The sequence below is a fragment of the Lysinibacillus sp. LZ02 genome (assembly GCF_050613145.1).
Taxonomy (GTDB): Bacteria; Bacillota; Bacilli; order Bacillales_A; family Planococcaceae; genus Lysinibacillus_B.
Genome location: NZ_CP192507.1, coordinates 3,104,820 through 3,122,764 on the forward strand (window position 1 = coordinate 3,104,820; position 17,945 = coordinate 3,122,764).

The 17,945-nt window shown below is 38.2% G+C and carries 17 protein-coding genes and 1 riboswitch; of the genes, 5 read left to right on the forward strand and 12 right to left on the reverse strand.

What is annotated here, in order from left to right; all coding sequences use genetic code 11:
- The first annotated feature begins 223 nt into the window (after positions 1-223).
- Positions 224-736, forward strand: coding sequence for a gamma carbonic anhydrase (locus tag ACQQ2I_RS15025; RefSeq protein WP_431027608.1), 513 nt, complete (start codon positions 224-226; stop codon positions 734-736).
- 132 nt (positions 737-868) lie between these two features.
- On the opposite strand, the gene ACQQ2I_RS15030 is transcribed toward ACQQ2I_RS15025, so the two are convergent.
- Together ACQQ2I_RS15030 and metK are read right to left on the reverse strand one after the other, a co-directional pair.
- Positions 869-2,401: a hypothetical protein gene (locus tag ACQQ2I_RS15030; protein WP_431027609.1), complete on the reverse strand. Its 1,533-nt coding sequence runs from the start codon at positions 2,399-2,401 to the stop codon at positions 869-871.
- A 281-nt stretch (positions 2,402-2,682) separates the two neighbouring features.
- Positions 2,683-3,879 carry a methionine adenosyltransferase gene (gene metK, locus ACQQ2I_RS15035; protein ID WP_431027610.1) on the reverse strand — a complete coding sequence of 399 codons (1,197 nt, stop codon included), beginning with the start codon at positions 3,877-3,879 and terminating at the stop codon, positions 2,683-2,685.
- A gap of 236 nt (positions 3,880-4,115) precedes the next feature.
- A riboswitch (SAM riboswitch) is annotated at positions 4,116-4,234 on the reverse strand.
- 200 nt (positions 4,235-4,434) lie between these two features.
- Between metK and pckA the strand changes: the two genes are divergently transcribed.
- Positions 4,435-6,021, forward strand: coding sequence for a phosphoenolpyruvate carboxykinase (ATP) (pckA, locus tag ACQQ2I_RS15040; RefSeq protein WP_431027611.1), 1,587 nt, complete (start codon positions 4,435-4,437; stop codon positions 6,019-6,021).
- A 125-nt stretch (positions 6,022-6,146) separates the two neighbouring features.
- Here the strand turns inward: pckA and ACQQ2I_RS15045 are convergent, their stop codons facing one another.
- The 4 genes from ACQQ2I_RS15045 to ACQQ2I_RS15060 form a co-directional block, all read right to left on the reverse strand.
- Positions 6,147-6,935 carry an alpha/beta hydrolase family protein gene (locus ACQQ2I_RS15045; RefSeq protein WP_431027613.1) on the reverse strand — a complete coding sequence of 263 codons (789 nt, stop codon included), beginning with the start codon at positions 6,933-6,935 and terminating at the stop codon, positions 6,147-6,149.
- Positions 6,919-7,386: an NUDIX domain-containing protein gene (locus ACQQ2I_RS15050; RefSeq protein WP_431027614.1), complete on the reverse strand. Its 468-nt coding sequence runs from the start codon at positions 7,384-7,386 to the stop codon at positions 6,919-6,921. The genes ACQQ2I_RS15045 and ACQQ2I_RS15050 overlap by 17 nt, the downstream gene beginning before the upstream one ends.
- Positions 7,387-7,434: 48 nt before the next feature.
- A complete protein-coding gene (locus ACQQ2I_RS15055) occupies positions 7,435-7,743 on the reverse strand; it encodes a transposase (RefSeq protein ID WP_431027615.1) in 309 nt (102 codons plus the stop codon).
- 220 nt (positions 7,744-7,963) lie between these two features.
- On the reverse strand, positions 7,964-8,407 hold the full coding sequence (locus ACQQ2I_RS15060; RefSeq protein ID WP_431027616.1) for a Dps family protein: 444 nt from the start codon (positions 8,405-8,407) through the stop codon (positions 7,964-7,966).
- Between the two features lie 179 nt (positions 8,408-8,586).
- On the opposite strand from ACQQ2I_RS15060, the gene ACQQ2I_RS15065 reads away from it, so the two are divergent.
- The 3 genes from ACQQ2I_RS15065 (at position 8,587) to ACQQ2I_RS15075 (ending at position 10,072) form a co-directional block, all read left to right on the forward strand.
- Positions 8,587-8,739 carry a hypothetical protein gene (locus ACQQ2I_RS15065; RefSeq protein ID WP_431027617.1) on the forward strand — a complete coding sequence of 51 codons (153 nt, stop codon included), beginning with the start codon at positions 8,587-8,589 and terminating at the stop codon, positions 8,737-8,739.
- Positions 8,739-8,972: a membrane protein insertion efficiency factor YidD gene (gene yidD, locus ACQQ2I_RS15070; RefSeq protein WP_391368381.1), complete on the forward strand. Its 234-nt coding sequence runs from the start codon at positions 8,739-8,741 to the stop codon at positions 8,970-8,972. The genes ACQQ2I_RS15065 and yidD overlap by 1 nt, the downstream gene beginning before the upstream one ends.
- Positions 8,973-9,064: 92 nt before the next feature.
- Entirely contained in the window at positions 9,065-10,072 is a 1,008-nt protein-coding gene (locus tag ACQQ2I_RS15075; protein WP_431027618.1) for a metal ABC transporter solute-binding protein, Zn/Mn family, read from the forward strand.
- Between the two features lie 73 nt (positions 10,073-10,145).
- Here the strand turns inward: ACQQ2I_RS15075 and ACQQ2I_RS15080 are convergent, their stop codons facing one another.
- The 6 genes from ACQQ2I_RS15080 to ACQQ2I_RS15105 form a co-directional block, all read right to left on the reverse strand.
- A complete protein-coding gene (locus tag ACQQ2I_RS15080; RefSeq protein ID WP_431027619.1) occupies positions 10,146-11,579 on the reverse strand; it encodes an o-succinylbenzoate--CoA ligase in 1,434 nt (477 codons plus the stop codon).
- A 50-nt stretch (positions 11,580-11,629) separates the two neighbouring features.
- Positions 11,630-12,904 (reverse strand): diguanylate cyclase domain-containing protein, encoded by a 1,275-nt coding sequence (locus tag ACQQ2I_RS15085; protein ID WP_431027620.1) that lies wholly within the window; start codon positions 12,902-12,904, stop codon positions 11,630-11,632.
- A gap of 169 nt (positions 12,905-13,073) precedes the next feature.
- Positions 13,074-13,895, reverse strand: coding sequence for a 1,4-dihydroxy-2-naphthoyl-CoA synthase (gene menB, locus ACQQ2I_RS15090; protein ID WP_391368369.1), 822 nt, complete (start codon positions 13,893-13,895; stop codon positions 13,074-13,076).
- Positions 13,896-13,911: 16 nt separating this feature from the next.
- Positions 13,912-14,727, reverse strand: a complete 816-nt coding sequence (gene menH / locus ACQQ2I_RS15095) for a 2-succinyl-6-hydroxy-2,4-cyclohexadiene-1-carboxylate synthase (protein ID WP_431027621.1) — start codon at positions 14,725-14,727, stop codon at positions 13,912-13,914.
- The gene (menD, locus tag ACQQ2I_RS15100; protein ID WP_431027622.1) at positions 14,715-16,433 is read right to left on the reverse strand and encodes a 2-succinyl-5-enolpyruvyl-6-hydroxy-3-cyclohexene-1-carboxylic-acid synthase; all 1,719 of its coding nucleotides are present in this window, start codon (positions 16,431-16,433) and stop codon (positions 14,715-14,717) included. The genes menH and menD overlap by 13 nt, the downstream gene beginning before the upstream one ends.
- The gene (locus ACQQ2I_RS15105; RefSeq protein WP_431027623.1) at positions 16,426-17,805 is read right to left on the reverse strand and encodes an isochorismate synthase; all 1,380 of its coding nucleotides are present in this window, start codon (positions 17,803-17,805) and stop codon (positions 16,426-16,428) included. Before ACQQ2I_RS15105 ends, menD begins: the two co-directional genes overlap by 8 nt.
- Positions 17,806-17,945: the final 140 nt, after the last annotated feature.

The window sequence follows — 17,945 nt, forward strand, 5'->3', positions numbered from 1 at the left end:
CCTCCTAAAACTCTCGTTCATTATGTTTAAAAAGTGTGAACGTAACTGCTTCTCCATCATTTTCGCTACATCCATTGTCTAACCTAATTCGGCACGAATGCTTATCTCACACTTCGACTTAAAAATAGTCATACTTTTTCGCCTTATCAAAAAGTTTGTTTATTTCGTTTCATATATTTGATACGATAATTATATATATTAGCTTGAAATGAGGAGATTGAATATGATTTACCCTTATAAAGATAAAAATCCGAACATAGACCCATCCGCATTTATTGCTGATTATGTGACGATTACTGGTGACGTTACTATCGGAGCTGAAACATCAATTTGGTTTAATACATCGATTCGCGGCGATGTGGCGCCAACCATTATTGGCAATCGTGTAAGCGTCCAAGACTTAAGTTGTTTGCACCAAAGCCCAAACAATCCTTTAATTATTGAAGATGAAGCAACGATTGGCCATCAAGTAACATTACATGGCTGTGTTGTACGTAAACGCGCATTAATTGGTATGGGTTCGATTATTTTAGATGGTGCTGAAATTGGCGAAGGCGCTTTTATTGGTGCCGGTAGCTTAGTACCACCAGGCAAAAAAATCCCACCAAATACATTAGCGATGGGACGTCCTGCGAAAGTCGTGCGTGACATTACGCCTGAAGATCGCGAAGATATGGACCGCATTATTCGCGAATACGTTGAAAAAGGACAGTTCTATAAATCACTTCAAAAATAATGCATTGAACATTCGATAAATGACTAATATGTCTCATTTTATCAAAAAATTATTAAATATTCATTAAATAAGTTCAAATGACTAGATAGTAACATATCCAAATAAAAAACGGGCGTTTTAAACGCCCATTTTTTATTGAAGTGTCTTAACTAATTCGTTGAAAACACCCTTGTATGTGATATTTAATTCCTCTAAATATGCTACTGTCTTCATAGCTTCTGATTGAGTAAGTTTGTCTTCACTGTCGCTGAACTCATATGTTGACGTAGTTTGTCCCCATAGTTCACCCGTTGTTGGGTTAACCCATCTTTCCCCTAAATCTTCAAGTCCATTTAACATCGAAACAGCTGCCTTTAAATATTTTTCATCATTCGTTACTTTATAAGCCTCAAATAGCACATTCATTTTCGAAATAATCTGCTTTAATGAAGCATGTGATTTTTTCACTTCTTCATTCTTCCGAAGCGCCATATAATCTGTAATATAATAACCATTTCGTGTATAAATCACATTTCCTCTAGCTCTCTGCGCAGCTAAAAAATCGGCATAGTCAAGCATTGCACTACTTAACGCCTCATCTTGTAGTACATCTTGTGTATCGTATAAAAATTGATGTATCACTTCATTTTCTTGCGCATTGATATAAGGTGCTTGTATATTATACTGTTCCTTTAAAAGACCACTTGTATACTCCGTGACAAATGCATCTTGCTTACCCGACTCTTTATACTCTAATAGCTTATTTACTAAAACAACTAACATATTATAGTAAAAGCGTTCTTCTGTTTCTTGATAGTGCTCTAAAATCGCATCATTCGCCATATTAAATGCATTTCTGCCGTATCCATTTTCTAAAGCTGGCTCAGTATCCGTATGTAATTTTGACATCATACCATTTATTGTTAACCATTTTATGGAGCTGTGTTGCTCTGCATTCGATTGTTCTTTATATGCTGTCGCATTACTTTCATTTTCAAAAAGCGGCTCTGCTGAAATCATCATCCAACTTTCTGAAATGTCATTTTTAGCTGTTGTCTTCATCGAGAAAGGAATAACTAATCCTCCGTCTAATTGCTCGACTTCTCCAAACTGATTTGCTTCTATTAACTGTCGTACTTTCGAAACATTTCCAGTATCATTTTCTTCAGTAACTTTTTTAGATACATAGTTATGGGAAAGTAGCATTGATTTTGTTAAATGATTTGCTGTGTATAAATTATAAATTCCTTTTACATCGGTCATCACATCTACACCATAAGCTTCATCCATAGTTTCATACGCCTCTGCCATCATATCAAACTTCTCATAGCGATCTGTTCCTTTAACCGTTAAAGTAACTGGTAAATCCATTTGCTTACCGCGCGCATTAATAAACTCAAAGAATAAGACCTTATCCCCATTATCTATAACTTTCTCGACAATTTTTAATGTCCCCGCTAGAAAAATACCTTGTCTTACTTTATAGATAGAAGTGTGATCAGATGAATGAATTTTTTCTTCCTGAGAAACTGTCACTTCTTTTAATTTAAAACCGTCAATTTCTAATTGAATGGCTGTATTATCAATTTCGATTTGCTGAACCGTTCCATATGTACCACCATAGATGATCGCAGCTACTAAAACAATTGCTGTCGCTAGTATTAAGCCGATTTTTTTTATATTCATAATTCCCTCTCCTTCTATGCTCTCTATTATAAAGGAGAGCTTAGTTCATTACCAACCTTACCCTGTTTATTTTTTACATGATTAGCTATTTTATAATAGCAATGACAGATTACTGAATCTGTTCATATAAATAGAAAACTTTCTCACTTAGCATCTACTCCTTAGAAAGGGCATTTATAGAGCAAGTTATAATATATACTTAGACTTTTCCAATCATAAAAACAAGCCGCCACATTTGTGACGGCTTTTACCTTATTCCCTGCAAAGAAATGGTGTGGTAATTATAATCCTGCTTTTTCGCGTAACAGCTCTGCTTTGTCTGTTTTTTCCCACGGTACATCTAAATCTGTACGACCAAAATGACCATATGCCGCTGTTTGCTTGTAGATTGGGCGACGTAAATCAAGCATTTGAATAATGCCTGCTGGGCGTAAATCAAATAATTCGCGTACCCATTCTACCATTTTACTTTCTTCTACTTTCCCTGTACCAAATGTGTCAACAGCAATTGATACTGGACGCGCTACGCCAATTGCGTATGCAAGTTGCACTTCTGCACGATCTGCTAAACCAGCTGCTACAATATTTTTCGCTACATAACGTGCTGCATATGCTGCTGAACGGTCAACTTTTGTTGCATCCTTACCAGAGAATGCACCGCCACCATGACGAGCATAACCACCGTATGTATCCACGATAATTTTACGACCTGTTAAACCAGCATCCCCTTTTGGTCCACCAATAACGAAACGACCAGTTGGGTTGATGAAATATTTTGTATTATCATCAATTAACTCCGCCGGTACAACTGAATGAATCACAAGTTCTTTTACATCTTTTTGGATTTGTTCTAATGTTATATCTTCATCATGTTGTGTAGATAATACAATTGTATCAACACGTACAGGCGTATTGTTTTCATCATATTCTATAGTTACTTGTGTTTTACCATCTGGACGAAGATATGATAGCTCCCCAGATTTACGTACTTCTGTTAAGCGACGTGCTAATTTATGCGCTAAGCTAATTGGAAGCGGCATAAGCTCTGGTGTTTCGTTGCATGCATAACCAAACATTAAACCTTGGTCACCAGCACCAATTGCTTCAAGTTCTTCGTCAGACATTGAGCCTTCACGTGCTTCCAGCGCTTGGTCCACACCTTGTGCAATGTCAGGTGATTGTTCGCCAATTGCAACTAATACAGCTAAATTTTCAGCATCGAAACCGTACTTACCGCGTGTATAGCCAATTTCCGCTACTGTATCGCGCACAATTCCTTTAATATCAACATATGTTGAAGTTGTAATCTCGCCAGATACTAATACAAGTCCTGTTGTAACAGTCGTTTCACACGCTACACGTGCATTAGAATCTGCAGCTAAAATCGCATCTAAGATAGCATCTGAGATTTGATCACAGATTTTATCTGGATGCCCTTCTGTTACACTTTCTGATGTAAACAGTCGACGGTTTGTCATTTGTTTTCCTCCTAAAATTGCCCTGCGCAAAGACGCAATATTGATACGGTACTCATTACCCATGTAAGTCTACCCGTACGGATTGAAACTCAAGCCCGTTGCTAACTTTTACACGAGGATTTAGAAAAGCATTATAATAATGAAAAAATTCCAGATGCTGAACTTTTTCTTATAAAAACAAAAAACCCTTTCACTCATTCAGCGAGCGAAAGGAATTAACTTTTCGTTACCTTTCACTCTTATCGTTCAAGGAATATGTCCTTGCATCAGGTTGGCACCAACACGTTACGTTTATACGTATTGCAGGTTGCCGGGCTTCATCGGGCCTTGACCCTCCACCAACTCGGGATAAGAGTATCCGTTCAATTTCTCATATTACGAAATTTGTTTTATTATGTCAAACGTTTTATAATCGTTTTAAGAATTATAAAAAATTCACAAAATAAATTAAGAATTAGTATAGATTATTAAAAGCAATGTGTTATACTAATTTTGAATTAAGAATAAACTGCCCTTATCTAAGGGAACTATATAAAAAAGGATGGTATTTAATCGATGAATTCAGTAGAAATCAACAACGAACTGAAGGATTTATTAAGCGGGACAAATGTACAAGTACAACTTACTGTACCACAATTAGTTGAAAAAGCAACTTCACGCGGTGAAGCTACATTAACAGTTGACGGCGCATTACGTGCTGAAACTGGTAAATATACAGGTCGTTCACCTAAAGATAAGTATATGGTCGAAGAAGAAGGTTCAAAGGACAAAATCGATTGGGGAAAAGTAAACCAACCGATTTCAGCTGAAATTTTCGATAACCTATACGTAAAAGTTGTTAATTACTTAAAAGAGAAAGACGAGTTATTCGTATTCAAAGGATTTGCAGGAGCTGACAAAGACTCTCAGCTATCAATTCAAGTTGTAAACGAATATGCTTGGCATAATCTTTTCTGTCATCAATTATTCATCCGTCCAACAGCTGAAGAATTAGCTGCTCATGTAACTGATTTCACAATCGTTTCAGCTCCATCTTTCAAAGCTGATCCTGCTGTTGATGGTACACAATCTGAGACTTTCATCATTACTTCAATGGAAAAGAAAATCATTTTAATCGGCGGTACTGAGTATGCTGGTGAAATGAAAAAATCAATCTTCGGTATTATGAACTACTTATTACCGGAGCAAGGTATCTTCCCAATGCACTGTTCTGCAAACGTTGGTGAAGCTGGCGACGTAGCATTATTCTTCGGTTTATCTGGTACTGGTAAAACAACTTTATCAGCTGATGCTGACCGCAAATTAATCGGTGATGATGAGCACGGTTGGTCTGACAATGGTGTATTCAACATCGAAGGCGGATGTTATGCAAAAACAATTAACCTTTCTGCTGAAAAAGAGCCAGAAATTTACAACGCAATTAAATTCGGTGCTGTTTTAGAAAACGTAGTAGTTGATCCAGAAACACGTGTATGTGACTACGATGACGGCTCATTAACTGAAAACACTCGTGTAGCGTATCCAATCGACTATATTGAAAATATCGTAACACCATCTGTTGCAGGTCACCCAAAAACAATCGTATTCTTAACTGCGGATGCTTTCGGTGTATTACCTCCAGTCTCTAAATTAACAAAAGAGCAAGCAATGTATCACTTCTTAAGTGGTTTCACTTCGAAATTAGCTGGTACAGAGCGTGGCGTAACAGAGCCAGAACCAGTATTCTCTACATGCTTCGGTTCTCCATTCTTACCACTTCCAGCAACAGTTTATGCTGATCAGCTAGGGAAGAAAATTGACGAGCACGGTTCACAAGTATTCTTAGTAAACACGGGCTGGACTGGTGGCGAGTACGGCGTAGGTTCTCGTATGAAGCTTTCTTACACGCGTGCAATGGTTCGCGCTGCTATCGAAGGGAAATTAAACGATGTGGAAACAATTCAAGATGGCGTATTCGGATTAAATATCCCTGTAGCTGTTGAAGGCGTTCCAACAGAAGTATTAAACCCACGCGAAGCTTGGGCTGACAAAGCGGCATACGATAAAAAAGCTACTGAGCTTGCAGCGTTATTTAGCAATAACTTCAAAAAATTCGCCAACGTTGACGAAGCAATCGTGAAAAAAGGCGGCCCATTAGCTTAATTTCTTATTACGAATGACATAACGTTTTTTAAACTTTATATCATAGATGCGGCTATGCGATTTTGCATAGCCGTTTTTTATTTATTTTAGAAATAGCCCCCGAAAGCAATAAAAAAACAACCTCACTAAGAAGTTGCTTTTTTCTTCATCCATTGACTAAGTGCTTGCACAGTTTCTCGATTTAGCTTGGGTGGATAATGATGCTTTAACCCAAAAGAATACCACGTTTCTACAATCTTCCCGGCATCTTGTAGGCAAAATTCCAATTGATATGCATGCTCTATATCCACATGTTGATCACTCGTTCCATGAATGATTAACACTGGTGCATCAATTTGATCTACATCATAAAGCGGCGTTCGATCTTCATAACGCTCAGGTACTTTATTTGGTGTACCACCAATAATTCGCCGAAGTCCCCTACGCATGTCAACACGATCCCAATAGGTCGCTGCGGCATCAGATACGCCAGCCCACGTTACAACCGAGCCAATATCATCACGTAAAATCGCTGTCCAAATTGCCATTAAGCCGCCACGCGAAAAACCGTATACATGCACTTGCTTGCACGCAACAAATTGCTTTAATACATCTACTCCGTACACCGCATCAAATCGATCATCACCAGCAAACTCATCTCGTCCCTCACCACCGCGATTTCCTCTATAATAAGGGGCAAATACAATAAAACCTTGTTGCGCAAATTGAGCGATTCGTGCAGGTCTCACCATTCCAACTGTTTGTAAGCCGCCACGTAAATATAACATTGCTTCTGGATTTTTTATATTGGTCGGTCTTGCCAGTAATCCTTTGACCCGTAACCCACAAGACCAGTATGTAATTTCATCTAGCCGAATAGTAGGATTCGGAGATGGATATTTGCGCATGGATGCTATTTTACCATTGTCGCACATGTGTTTTCACTTCCTGTAACATCTTTTTCATGCCATCATCACGCATATAAAAGCTTAAATTAGGATGCTCTTGTAATTCTTCTTCCGTTAACCAATGCCTTGCAACGGTTTCGAATTCACCTATGAACATCTCAATCGCTTCCACACGCGCTGTAAAAACAGCCTTACAAAATGGTACTTCGTCATGTACGATATAATACGCAAACCATTTGGCATCAGTGACTTTCACCTGTGTTTCCTCATACACTTCACGAATTGCTGCTTCCATTAATGTTTCGCCTTCCTCTTGCTTTCCACCTGGAAACTCGACACCGCGCCTAATATGCTCTGTACAAAGCCATTTATCTTTATATTTTACAATCGCTAAAACATGCCTTGGTTCGACTTCAAATGGGCCTTCGTCAAAACGTAAGTCAACATGTAGGCCATTTTCATCTATAAATGTAAACATCCCTTCAACTCCTCACTAATGTAAGTGTAGCGAAGGGACGTGAATGCTTCAACTAAAATAAGGTATTTGTTCAACAAATTCTTTTGCTTCCTGATCGCCAAATTCATGTATAAGGGCATATAGCTTCTTATAGCGACTGTCGATGTCATGATTCAATTCATCCATATGATAGGGAATAAAAGGTAAATGTGCACGAAACATATTAGACCCTTCAAGCTGGTGAATTTGCTGAAATAGCTTTTGAAATACCCGTGCTTTATATGGCTCTAATTCAATTTTAAAGTTATACGGCCCTGCCGGATCTGTTGTACATGTTAAATGTACGATAGAAACATAATAAGTTTGTTTTTCCATCATAATCACCTCTACAGTAGTATAAATAATATATATAAAATTTATACAAAGGTGCCGTCTGAAAAGACATTTTGAGACGGCACCTTTACGACGAGGATGGTGGCATTTTGATGTGACCACCCCAGGAGCAATATTTTTTAATGGATAATTATTAAGGAGTAAAGGGGTGTCCAGAAAGTTTTTACTTTCTGGACACCCCTTACGCTTGCTTGTAAACCGTAATTTAATTTCCTAAGAACGCTGAAAGCATCCAGGCATGTTTTTCTAAACTTTGATAATTCGCATTCAATAAATCTTCTGTACGATCATCACCTTCTTCAGCTGCACTTTCCATCGCTTCTTTTAAAGCATTCATGACAATTTTAAAGTCATCGATTGTTGTTTGTACCATCTGCTCGGCTGACTCATTACCTTCTGCCTCTTTTACATGAGAAAGCTCTAAATGCTCTTTCATTGTTGCAACTGGCTTACCACCTTTAGATAAAATCCGTTCAGCGATTTCATCTAAATTTAATGTTACTTCGTTATATAATTCCTCAAATTTTGTGTGTAATGTAAAGAATGACGGACCGTTTACATACCAGTGATAATTGTGTAACTTCGTGTATAATACTGACCACGTTGCTACTAATTCGTTTAATTGTTTGTCTAATGATTGGTTTGTCATAGTATCACCTCATAAAGTATATTAACAATTGAAAACTGTTATCAATTACTAGTATACCCATTTTTCTATCATTTAAAAATGTATATTTTTAGAACTTTTATCGTGTAATATGTGTTCACTAGATTGTTGCACAAAAAAGAGCATAAAACCGTTATAATAAAATCGAGGTGAATACTACTATGAGTCTTCCTATTATCCTAATTGTGATCGTATCCATTGTCGGTACGTTCTCTTTCTTTTTAATTTGGATCGCAAAACAAAAAGGATTTTCAACGAAACAAACGGTGGATCCTATGCCCACACAATCTACACAGAAAGCAGAGGATAACTAATGAAATATCCTTTTATTTGGTTAATTCAATTGTACCGTAAATTTATTTCACCAATGACGCCTCCTTCTTGTCGATTTCACCCGACTTGCTCAAGTTATGGACTCGAGGCATTTCAAAAACACGGTGCCATTAAAGGATTCATTTTAACAGTTATACGAATATTAAAATGTCAACCACTTCATCCAGGCGGATTTGACCCCGTGCCAGAAAAATGGCCTTCGAAAAAAAAATAATTTCGAAGGTTATTTTTTATTGTTTTTTAAAGACAATTCGTGTATGATTATCATTGTTAAATCGTAATAATTACAATTAAGAGGTGAACATCTTGAAGAAGTACCTATCAATCTTCTTACTAGCAATGATCGCTATCATACTAGCTGCTTGCGGCGAAGATGACAACGCAACATCTAAGGAAGACACAACAGATAAAATATCTATTTATACAACGGTTTACCCCCTACAATACTTTGCTGAACGCATTGGCGGTGAGTATGTAGAGGTATCATCTATCTACCCTCCTGGGGCAAATGAACATACATTTGAACCCACGCAAAAAGATATGATGTCTCTAGCGGATGCCGATATTTTCTTCTATATTGGCTTAGGACTTGAAGGCTTTGTAGATAATGCAAAAAAGACAGTAGCAAATGAACACGTTAAATTAGTAGCGACTGCTGATCATGTAAATGAAGACAAGCTACACATTTCAACTGGTCATGCACATGCTGAGGGGGAAACACACGAAGAGGAAGAAGGACATGATCATGAAGGCGAAGAAGAAAACAATATTTTAAATGATCATGCACATCATGACCATGACTCTCATGTATGGTTATCGCCGATTATTTCTCAAGATTTAGCAGTGGTTATTAAGGATGAATTAGTGACAGCAATGCCTGAGCAAGAAGCCGTATTTACTGAAAACTACGAAACACTTGTAGCAGAATTAAATGCATTACATGCTGAATTCGAAGCAATGGCAGCTGAAACGACAAAGAAAACATTTTTCGTATCACACGCAGCATTTGGCTATATCGCTGGTCATTACGGCTTTACACAAGTACCGATTGCAGGTCTTAATTCGCAAAGTGAACCATCGCAAAAAGAATTAACGGCGATCGTCGACTTAGCAAAAGAAGAAAATATTAAATACATCTTCTTCGAGCAAAACGTTTCTTCCAACTTAACAGAAGTTATTCAACATGAAGTCGGTGCTGATTCACTTATTTTACACAATTTAAGTGTACTAACTTCAGACGATATGAAGGATGGCGAAACATATTTCACATTAATGAAAAAAAATATGGAAGCGCTAAAAACAGCGCTTCAATAAACAAAAAGGGTGCCTAGAAAGTAAAAACTTTCTGGACACCCTTCACTGATTGATAAATATCTCCTAAGAAATATTATAAAATATCCTTCAACTTTCTTCTTAGAAGCTTGTTAGAGCCATTGCGAGGTAGTGTGTCTATAAACTTGATGTTCTTCGGTAATTTGTATGACGCTAATCTCTCTTGACAAAAATCCAGTAAACTTTCTTCTGAAATCGGCTGCTTCACGACAACAAATGCTACCGGTACTTGCCCCCAAACGTCATCGTCTATGCCACAAACCCCTGCTTCCTTTACATTCGGATGCGCCATTAATATATTTTCAATTTCCGCTGGATAAATATTTTCACCGCCAGAAATGATTAAATCTGAACGGCGATCGATGACATATAAATAGCCTTCTTCATCTAAATAACCAATATCCCCTGTTTTTAACCATCCATCTTCCGTTGCCGCGCGCTCTGCAAATTTCCCGATATACCCCGGTGTCACATGTGGTCCACGAATACAAATTTCTCCTTCTTCTCCCGGCTTTGTTGCGCCCTCAATTTTAATGTGATTAAAAAATAAAGGTTTACCTGCTGAACCGATTTTTCGCATTGCATCCTCGTTACTTAATGTGGCCGTTTGCGATGATGTTTCTGTCATTCCATACGTTTGAGCAACACGTAAATTTAAGATTGCAGCACGTTTTAAATAATCAACTGGTACTGGTCCTCCTCCAAGTAACATCGTTGTAAAGTTTGGATGTGCTACTAGTTTGTGTTCTTCCATATACGTAAGGATACGTTCAAGCATGACCGCAACAACAGACATTTTCGTTACGGACCCTTGTGCAATCTCATTCGCACACTTCGCTGCACCAAATTTTTCATATAGTCGAACGGTCATACCATATAGCAAAGAGCGAATTAATATTGAAAATCCACTAATATGAAAAATTGGAACTGTACAAAGCCATACGTCATCTTCTTTTAACCCTAGATTAAGTGCCGAGCTAATTGCACTGGAACTATGGTTTTGTACAGTTTGGCGTACCCCTTTTGGGAAACCAGTTGTGCCAGATGTATACATAATCGAAATCGTTGTCGTGTCGTCCCATTCTTGTGCTATGTTAATCGGTGTTCTTTCAGCGGTTAAAACCGTATTAAACGTAAGAATGCGTGCATCTGCCTGAAGTTTATGTAGTTCCTGTTCATGAACAAGAATTGCTTTCACGTCTGCATCCTCAATTTGATACTGTAATTCATGCTCAGATAATCGTCCATTTAAAAAGACCATTTCAAGCTGTGCATGCATGCAACCGTAAATCATCATAATCAATTCCGGTCTCGAAGGTGCTAAAATGGCGACACGATCACCATGATTTACATGAAATGTAGCTAATTTCTCTGCCATGCATATCGCTTCTTGATGAAGCTCTTGAAACGTCCATTGCTGTTCATCAAAACTTAACCCGATTCGATTAGGTGTTAAATAACTTCGTTGGGCTAACCAATTTGGTTGCATCGTCTTTCCTCCCACTACAATGTAAAAAGGCGCTACTCTTTTCGCGCCTCTTACTGTCCAACTTTGTATATACTAAATGCATCTTTTCCATGCTCTTTTATATTGTATAGCGCTTTATCTGCATATCGCAATATTTGTGATGCAGTAAATGTTGCGTTATCACATATTGCGATACCAATACTTGTTGTGATTTCAAGATAGGTTTGTTGAATTAATAGACCTTGTCTTACTCGTTTATTGATTTGATATGCCATATCGCTTACTTGCTCCTCATCAATAAAATCTGTAAGTAATATGACAAATTCATCTCCACCCAGTCTTGCCACAAGCCCCTTTCCCCCTACAATTTGTTGTAATCGTGCCCCATACTCAGTAATTACCTGATCTCCAATTTCATGACCATATGAGTCATTAATTTTTTTAAAATTATCGATATCTAATAGTAAAATGGCAAATGGAATATGCTTTTCATCCAGCCTTGTAAATGCCATCGTTAAATGTTCTCGGAACATACGACGGTTTGGCAAATTTGTTAAAGGATCATGATATGCAAAATACTTTAGTTTTTCTTCTTGTTGACGTTCTCTTGAAATATCACGTATGACTAATAACACATGTAAGAAATGACCATTTATATCATAAACCGCTTTTCCTTTAATCTCGGTCCAAATCCACATAAGCTTTTGATGACGCATCTGTAGTTTTAATGCAAATTGCTTACGTTTTTCAATAGTAGCATGAAACTTGCTCGTAAACTCTTCGACATAATTAGGATGAATATACAAACCTACTTCTTGACTTTCAAAAGTCATATAGTCAAAACCAAACATTTCTTTACTTGATGGAGACACATACAAATAATTTTTATGTTGATCCAGTAATATTAGTACATCTTGAATATTCTCAGCAATTTTTCGATAATTAAATTCACTCTCTAAATAACGTTCTGCGATTTTATCTAACTCACTCATATTTTTAACCGTTAAAAAAAAGCCAATAACGTTTTCATGTTCTATCACTTGATTTAAACGCATTAAACACCCAATTTGTGTGTTCTCTTTAGTAATTAATCGAAAACGTGCATCTGTAAAATCGATTTCCGTAAATGATAATTGGCTACTATTGTCCGGCGGCTCATTCATAATAAACTCTAAAAAATTTCGGTTCAAAAGTTCTTCCTTTGTATAGCCTCCTAATTTAAGAAAAGCAGGATTGGCATCCACAATATAACCGCCCTTATTCAAAAGTAATATGCCGTCTGTATTACACTCAAAAAGGGATATTAGGTGAGGCTCTAATTGTTTATCTAAAATTACTTTCGTCATTTCCTTACGCACCTTTAGTTCACATTTCCTATCTTCATTCTATTATATTATTATATTTTATCATAATTATGCGACTATATAGTAGTAGTAAGAAATAAGAATATTTACCAAAATAAAGAAAAAAAACAACTTGTACTACAATAAGTACAAGTTGTTTTTAAGTTTATTTTTATGGGAAACGAGGGAATTGACCGAAGTCTGGCTTACGTTTCTCTTTGAATGCATCGCGACCTTCTTTTGCTTCATCTGTTGTGTAGTAAAGAAGTGTTGCGTCACCAGCCATTTGTTGAAGACCTGCTAAGCCGTCTGTATCTGCATTCATCGCAGCTTTTAAGAAGCGTAGCGCAGTTGGAGACATTTCTAGCATTTCCTCACACCACATAACTGTTTCATCTTCTAAACGATCATATGGTACTACTGTATTTACTAAGCCCATTTCAAGCGCTTGTTGCGCATCATATTGACGGCATAAATACCAAATTTCACGCGCTTTTTTGTGACCAATAATGCGCGCTAAATAGCCTGAGCCATAACCTGCATCAAATGAGCCTACTTTTGGTCCAGTTTGTCCAAAGCGTGCATTGTCCGCTGCAATTGTTAAGTCACATACTACGTGTAATACATGACCACCACCGATTGCATAGCCTGCAACCATTGCAACTACTGGCTTAGGAATCACACGAATTAAACGTTGTAAATCTAATACATTTAAACGTGGAATCTCATCGTCGCCTACATAACCGCCATGACCGCGTACTTTTTGGTCGCCGCCTGAGCAGAATGCATGCTCACCTTCACCTGTTAAAATAATGACACCGACGTTTTTATCGTCACGTGCACGTGAAAATGCATCGATCATTTCCGTCACTGTTTTTGGACGGAAAGCGTTACGCACTTCTGGACGGTTAATCGTAATTTTTGCGATTCCGTTGTAGAACTCATACTTAATATCTTCGTAAGTATGTAATGAAGTCCATTGACGTGTTGTCATTGTATAGTCCCCCTACTTAAGTTAATGAAATTGTGTCCTTTACTATTGTAGCAAACTCTGTGGGATTTTCCACATGAATTGCGTGCCCTACGCTATTTACTGTTAAATGACGTACTTTCGGGATGACTTGTGCCATTTCCCAGGCAATACTTACAAATTTTTCATCTAACTCTCCTGTAATGAGTGTTACTGGCATCAACAAACTATGCAATCTATCCCATACTGACGGCATCATACCGGTTCCGATACCGCGCAAACTGTTGGCCAACCCTTGAACGCTTTGATTTAGCCTCTCTGCACGTATTGTCTGTTGAACAGATAATGGCAATCGCTTTTGAGAAGCAAACAGTGGAATATTCTCCCACTCACGAACGAAATTTGCAACACCAGCCGCTTCAATCTTTTGTGCTAGTTTGTCATCTGCTTCTTTACGTGCCTTTCGTTCTTTCTCTGTTCGCAGACCAGGTGATGCACTTTCTAATATAAGTTGTTGTACCCGCTCAGGATATTGAAGCGCACAGCTAAGGGCAATACGCCCCCCCATTGAATAACCAATAAGTGTAAAAGTTTGTATACGCAATAGATGAAAAACTTCTTCGAGAACAGCTAATTGCTGCTCCATTGTATATAGCATAAAATCGTTTGGACTCTCTGTTTTTCCATGCCCCATACAATCAATAGCAACGATTTGATATTGGGGCAATTTTTGCGCCACTTGCTCCCACGTCTTCGTTGAACCAGTAAACCCATGCAACATAACTATCGTCTCTACTTGTTCATCATGCCATGTTTCTACATGCACATCTATCCCTAATGCGTTTACTGTAGCCATGCATCGAACTCCTCATTAATCGCTTGCCATAGCTTGCGATGTGTGACAACATTTTCAGCACGATTTGTAAATACTTCAATTAAACGAACTGGTTTTTCATTCGGTGCATGAATCGCTTCAACAAATGCTACAGGTTCTGTCACTTTCGTATAATGCAAATCATACATCACTGCAATCTGTTCAAACGTTAAACCCGTCGGTGTACCAAATAAGTCTTCGTAATGATGCTCCACACTGGATTGTGGTAAATAAGAGAATATACCACCACCATCATTATTCATGACAATGATGGATAATTGACATTCTTGATAACGCGTTGCTAAAAATGCATTACTATCATGTAAAAATGCTAAATCACCAATCAATAAATAAGTGTGGCGACTATTCCCCGCACTATAGCCAAAGGCCGTTGAAACGACACCATCAATGCCATTTGCTCCACGGTTTGCAATAATGTGAACATCTTTTTCTGAAGGTGTATAGAACGTATCGATATCACGAATCGGCATACTACTCGAAGCAAATACATCACTCGCTTCTGGAAGGCATTGTAGCATCTTGCCAACAAGTGCTCCTTCATCCTGCTCTCGCTCAATGTAATGTTCAATGTGCTTCATCGCTATTGCCTGTGCCTGCTGCCATAATGCTAAGTATGAAGCTTCCATGCGACTTTCAATTGTTAAATCACTTAATGTCTGATCAATTTTGGCATGAATAAAGGCTGTCGCCATGCTTGTAGAATCACGGAACATCGCATCTTCATCCACAACAATATAGTGTGCTGGCATGGACTCTGTAATAAACATGGATAAAAATTTCGATACCGGTTGTGCGCCAAAACGAATCACTGTATCAGGAGATGCTACTTTTTTGAATGTTGCATTTTTCAAAATCGCATCATATGTTGAAATCACATATGGTTTACAGTCTTCTGGGACATTGCCGCGCATATTGGAAAGACTCTCAACCATCACAGGCCATTTTGCACGTCGAATCAACTCCCATAAATGATTGACATCTGTATTTAATGGCAACTCACCGACAATGAATACACCTTTTTTTGATTGAGTAATCAATTTTTCTAAAACGCTTTTTGCCTCATTACTTAAGGAATAATGATTGAGTATATTCCCTTGATAACGAAGCGTTGGCAAATCGCAAAAATCCACAAGTAAAGGTTCACGGAACGGGATATTCAGATGAACAGGCCCAAATGGTGCACTCATTGCAATCGCAACAGCTCGTGCTGTATGGCGTTCAATAAATGGTAATGTTGGCTTTGCATCATCGGGAATCGGAAATTCAGCAAACCACTTTACTTGCTCACCATATAAGTGAATTTGATTAATAGCTTGTGGAGCCCCCACTTCACGTAGCTCGTGTGGCCGGTCCGCTGTAATGACGATTAGAGGAACACGCGCATACTTTGCCTCCACAATCGCCGGGAAATAGTTAGCCGCCGCTGTTCCTGATGTACATAACAAGACAACAGGCTTTCCTACTTTTTTAGCAAGACCTAATGCAAAAAAGGCAGCCGCACGCTCATCTACCTGGCGAAACACCTCGATTTCTTTCGTATGTGCAAATGCATACGCAAGAGGTGTCGAACGAGAACCCGGACTGATCACGACCTGCTCTACACCGTTTTGTACTAAGCTAGCAACGATTGTATATACATAGTTTGATAGTATTTCACGTTCACTCACTTAACTTTCCTCCTAAAGCACGTAACATCGGACGGAATTTAACTAACGTCTCCTCATATTCTGATGCTGGTGTAGAATCTTCGACGATGCCGCCTCCTGCATATAAAAAGGCACGATTCCCCAGTAATGCAGCTGAACGAATAGCGACAGCAAATTCTCCGTTTCCATCAGCATCTACCCAGCCAATGGGTGCTGCATATAGCCCTCGGTTCATCGGCTCATAGCGTCGAATCATATCCATTGCCTCTTTACGCGGTACGCCGCCAAGGGCTGGTGTAGGGTGTAAATTCTTCACAAGTTGCAGGATGGTTGCCTCTTCATTTAATATCCCTTCCACAGGTGTATATAAATGTTGAATATCACGAATTTTAAGTAGTTTTGGTTGTTTTGGTACTTTTACATTCATACAGTTTTGCTCAAATGTTTCGGTAATCATTTCTACTACATAATGATGCTCCCCACGATTTTTCACATCATTTAACAGTGACCAACCTAATGTCTCATCTTCCTCTACTGTATGACCACGACGAATGGAACCAGCAATACATGATGAAAATGCTTGTCCTTCCTCTACCTTTACTAAACGTTCCGGTGATGCACCAAAGAACAACATCTCCTCATGCTCTAAACCAAATAAATAGCTTTCCGGCTGTTCATGAATTACATGCGATAAAATTTGAGAGGATGCAACTTCCTCTTCAAATTGCAATGCTAACGAACGAGCAATTACTACCTTTTGTGCCTCGCCTGCTTTAATATGTGCCGTCACTTGCTCAATGGAGCGCAAGTACTCCTCTTTATAAGGCTCCTGATAACTTGTCATCGTAGGCTTAGCATATGTTTTTAATTCTTTCACTTGCGCAGCATGAATTAAATGATCACGCTCTTTACGTAATTGTTCAAAAGCTTTTGAACTATTTTCTTCGTCCGTAATATAATGAATGCTCACATACGCTTTATCATCTCGGATAATTAGCTGAAACGTTGCCACTGCAAAAAAGCTTTGCGGAAATGTTGACCATTCCTCTCCCACCTCATTTTGTGGATCAAATGTAAATCCACCAAATAAAATCGGTTGTAAATCCTCTTCCTTCACAATGTTCTTCGTTAATTGTTTCCATTCTTGCTCTACTTTATCAAAGCGCACTTGTCCTGCATTGTTTTCAATTGTATAAGCGTGTCCTAGTCCTACTAAGGTAAAAGTTTTCTCCCGATTTTGCCAAAAATATCGTTTACCCTTATATTTCTCGCCAGCAGCAAAGAAGGCCAGAGCAGATAATCGGCTTACCTCCATTGTTTCCATATAAAAATGGTGCTTTGAGTTCAAAGAGCCCACTTCTACTTCAGTGGCATTGTACCACTTATGATGCATGAAAATTACCTCCGTCTTTGCAATTTAAACTCAAGAAATAAGCTTTGATTGCTATCGTACATTTTACAAAATATCTATACTATCATATCACTTTTTCGCTTAAATCTGTACGAGAAAGGCACGACTCTACCTTTTTTCTT

Bases quoted from the DNA above. Each gene is read 5' to 3' on its own strand.
- ACQQ2I_RS15025 (WP_431027608.1), top strand. From the start codon at position 224: ATGATTTACCCTTATAAAGATAAAAATCCGAACATAGACCCATCCGCA.
- ACQQ2I_RS15030 (WP_431027609.1), bottom strand. From the start codon at position 2,401: ATGAATATAAAAAAAATCGGCTTAATACTAGCGACAGCAATTGTTTTA.
- metK (WP_431027610.1), bottom strand. From the start codon at position 3,879: ATGACAAACCGTCGACTGTTTACATCAGAAAGTGTAACAGAAGGGCAT.
- pckA (WP_431027611.1), top strand. From the start codon at position 4,435: ATGAATTCAGTAGAAATCAACAACGAACTGAAGGATTTATTAAGCGGG.
- ACQQ2I_RS15045 (WP_431027613.1), bottom strand. From the start codon at position 6,935: ATGTGCGACAATGGTAAAATAGCATCCATGCGCAAATATCCATCTCCG.
- ACQQ2I_RS15050 (WP_431027614.1), bottom strand. From the start codon at position 7,386: ATGTTTACATTTATAGATGAAAATGGCCTACATGTTGACTTACGTTTT.
- ACQQ2I_RS15055 (WP_431027615.1), bottom strand. From the start codon at position 7,743: ATGATGGAAAAACAAACTTATTATGTTTCTATCGTACATTTAACATGT.
- ACQQ2I_RS15060 (WP_431027616.1), bottom strand. From the start codon at position 8,407: ATGACAAACCAATCATTAGACAAACAATTAAACGAATTAGTAGCAACG.
- ACQQ2I_RS15065 (WP_431027617.1), top strand. From the start codon at position 8,587: ATGAGTCTTCCTATTATCCTAATTGTGATCGTATCCATTGTCGGTACG.
- yidD (WP_391368381.1), top strand. From the start codon at position 8,739: ATGAAATATCCTTTTATTTGGTTAATTCAATTGTACCGTAAATTTATT.
- ACQQ2I_RS15080 (WP_431027619.1), bottom strand. From the start codon at position 11,579: ATGCAACCAAATTGGTTAGCCCAACGAAGTTATTTAACACCTAATCGA.
- ACQQ2I_RS15085 (WP_431027620.1), bottom strand. From the start codon at position 12,904: ATGACGAAAGTAATTTTAGATAAACAATTAGAGCCTCACCTAATATCC.
- menB (WP_391368369.1), bottom strand. From the start codon at position 13,895: ATGACAACACGTCAATGGACTTCATTACATACTTACGAAGATATTAAG.
- menH (WP_431027621.1), bottom strand. From the start codon at position 14,727: ATGGCTACAGTAAACGCATTAGGGATAGATGTGCATGTAGAAACATGG.
- ACQQ2I_RS15105 (WP_431027623.1), bottom strand. From the start codon at position 17,805: ATGCATCATAAGTGGTACAATGCCACTGAAGTAGAAGTGGGCTCTTTG.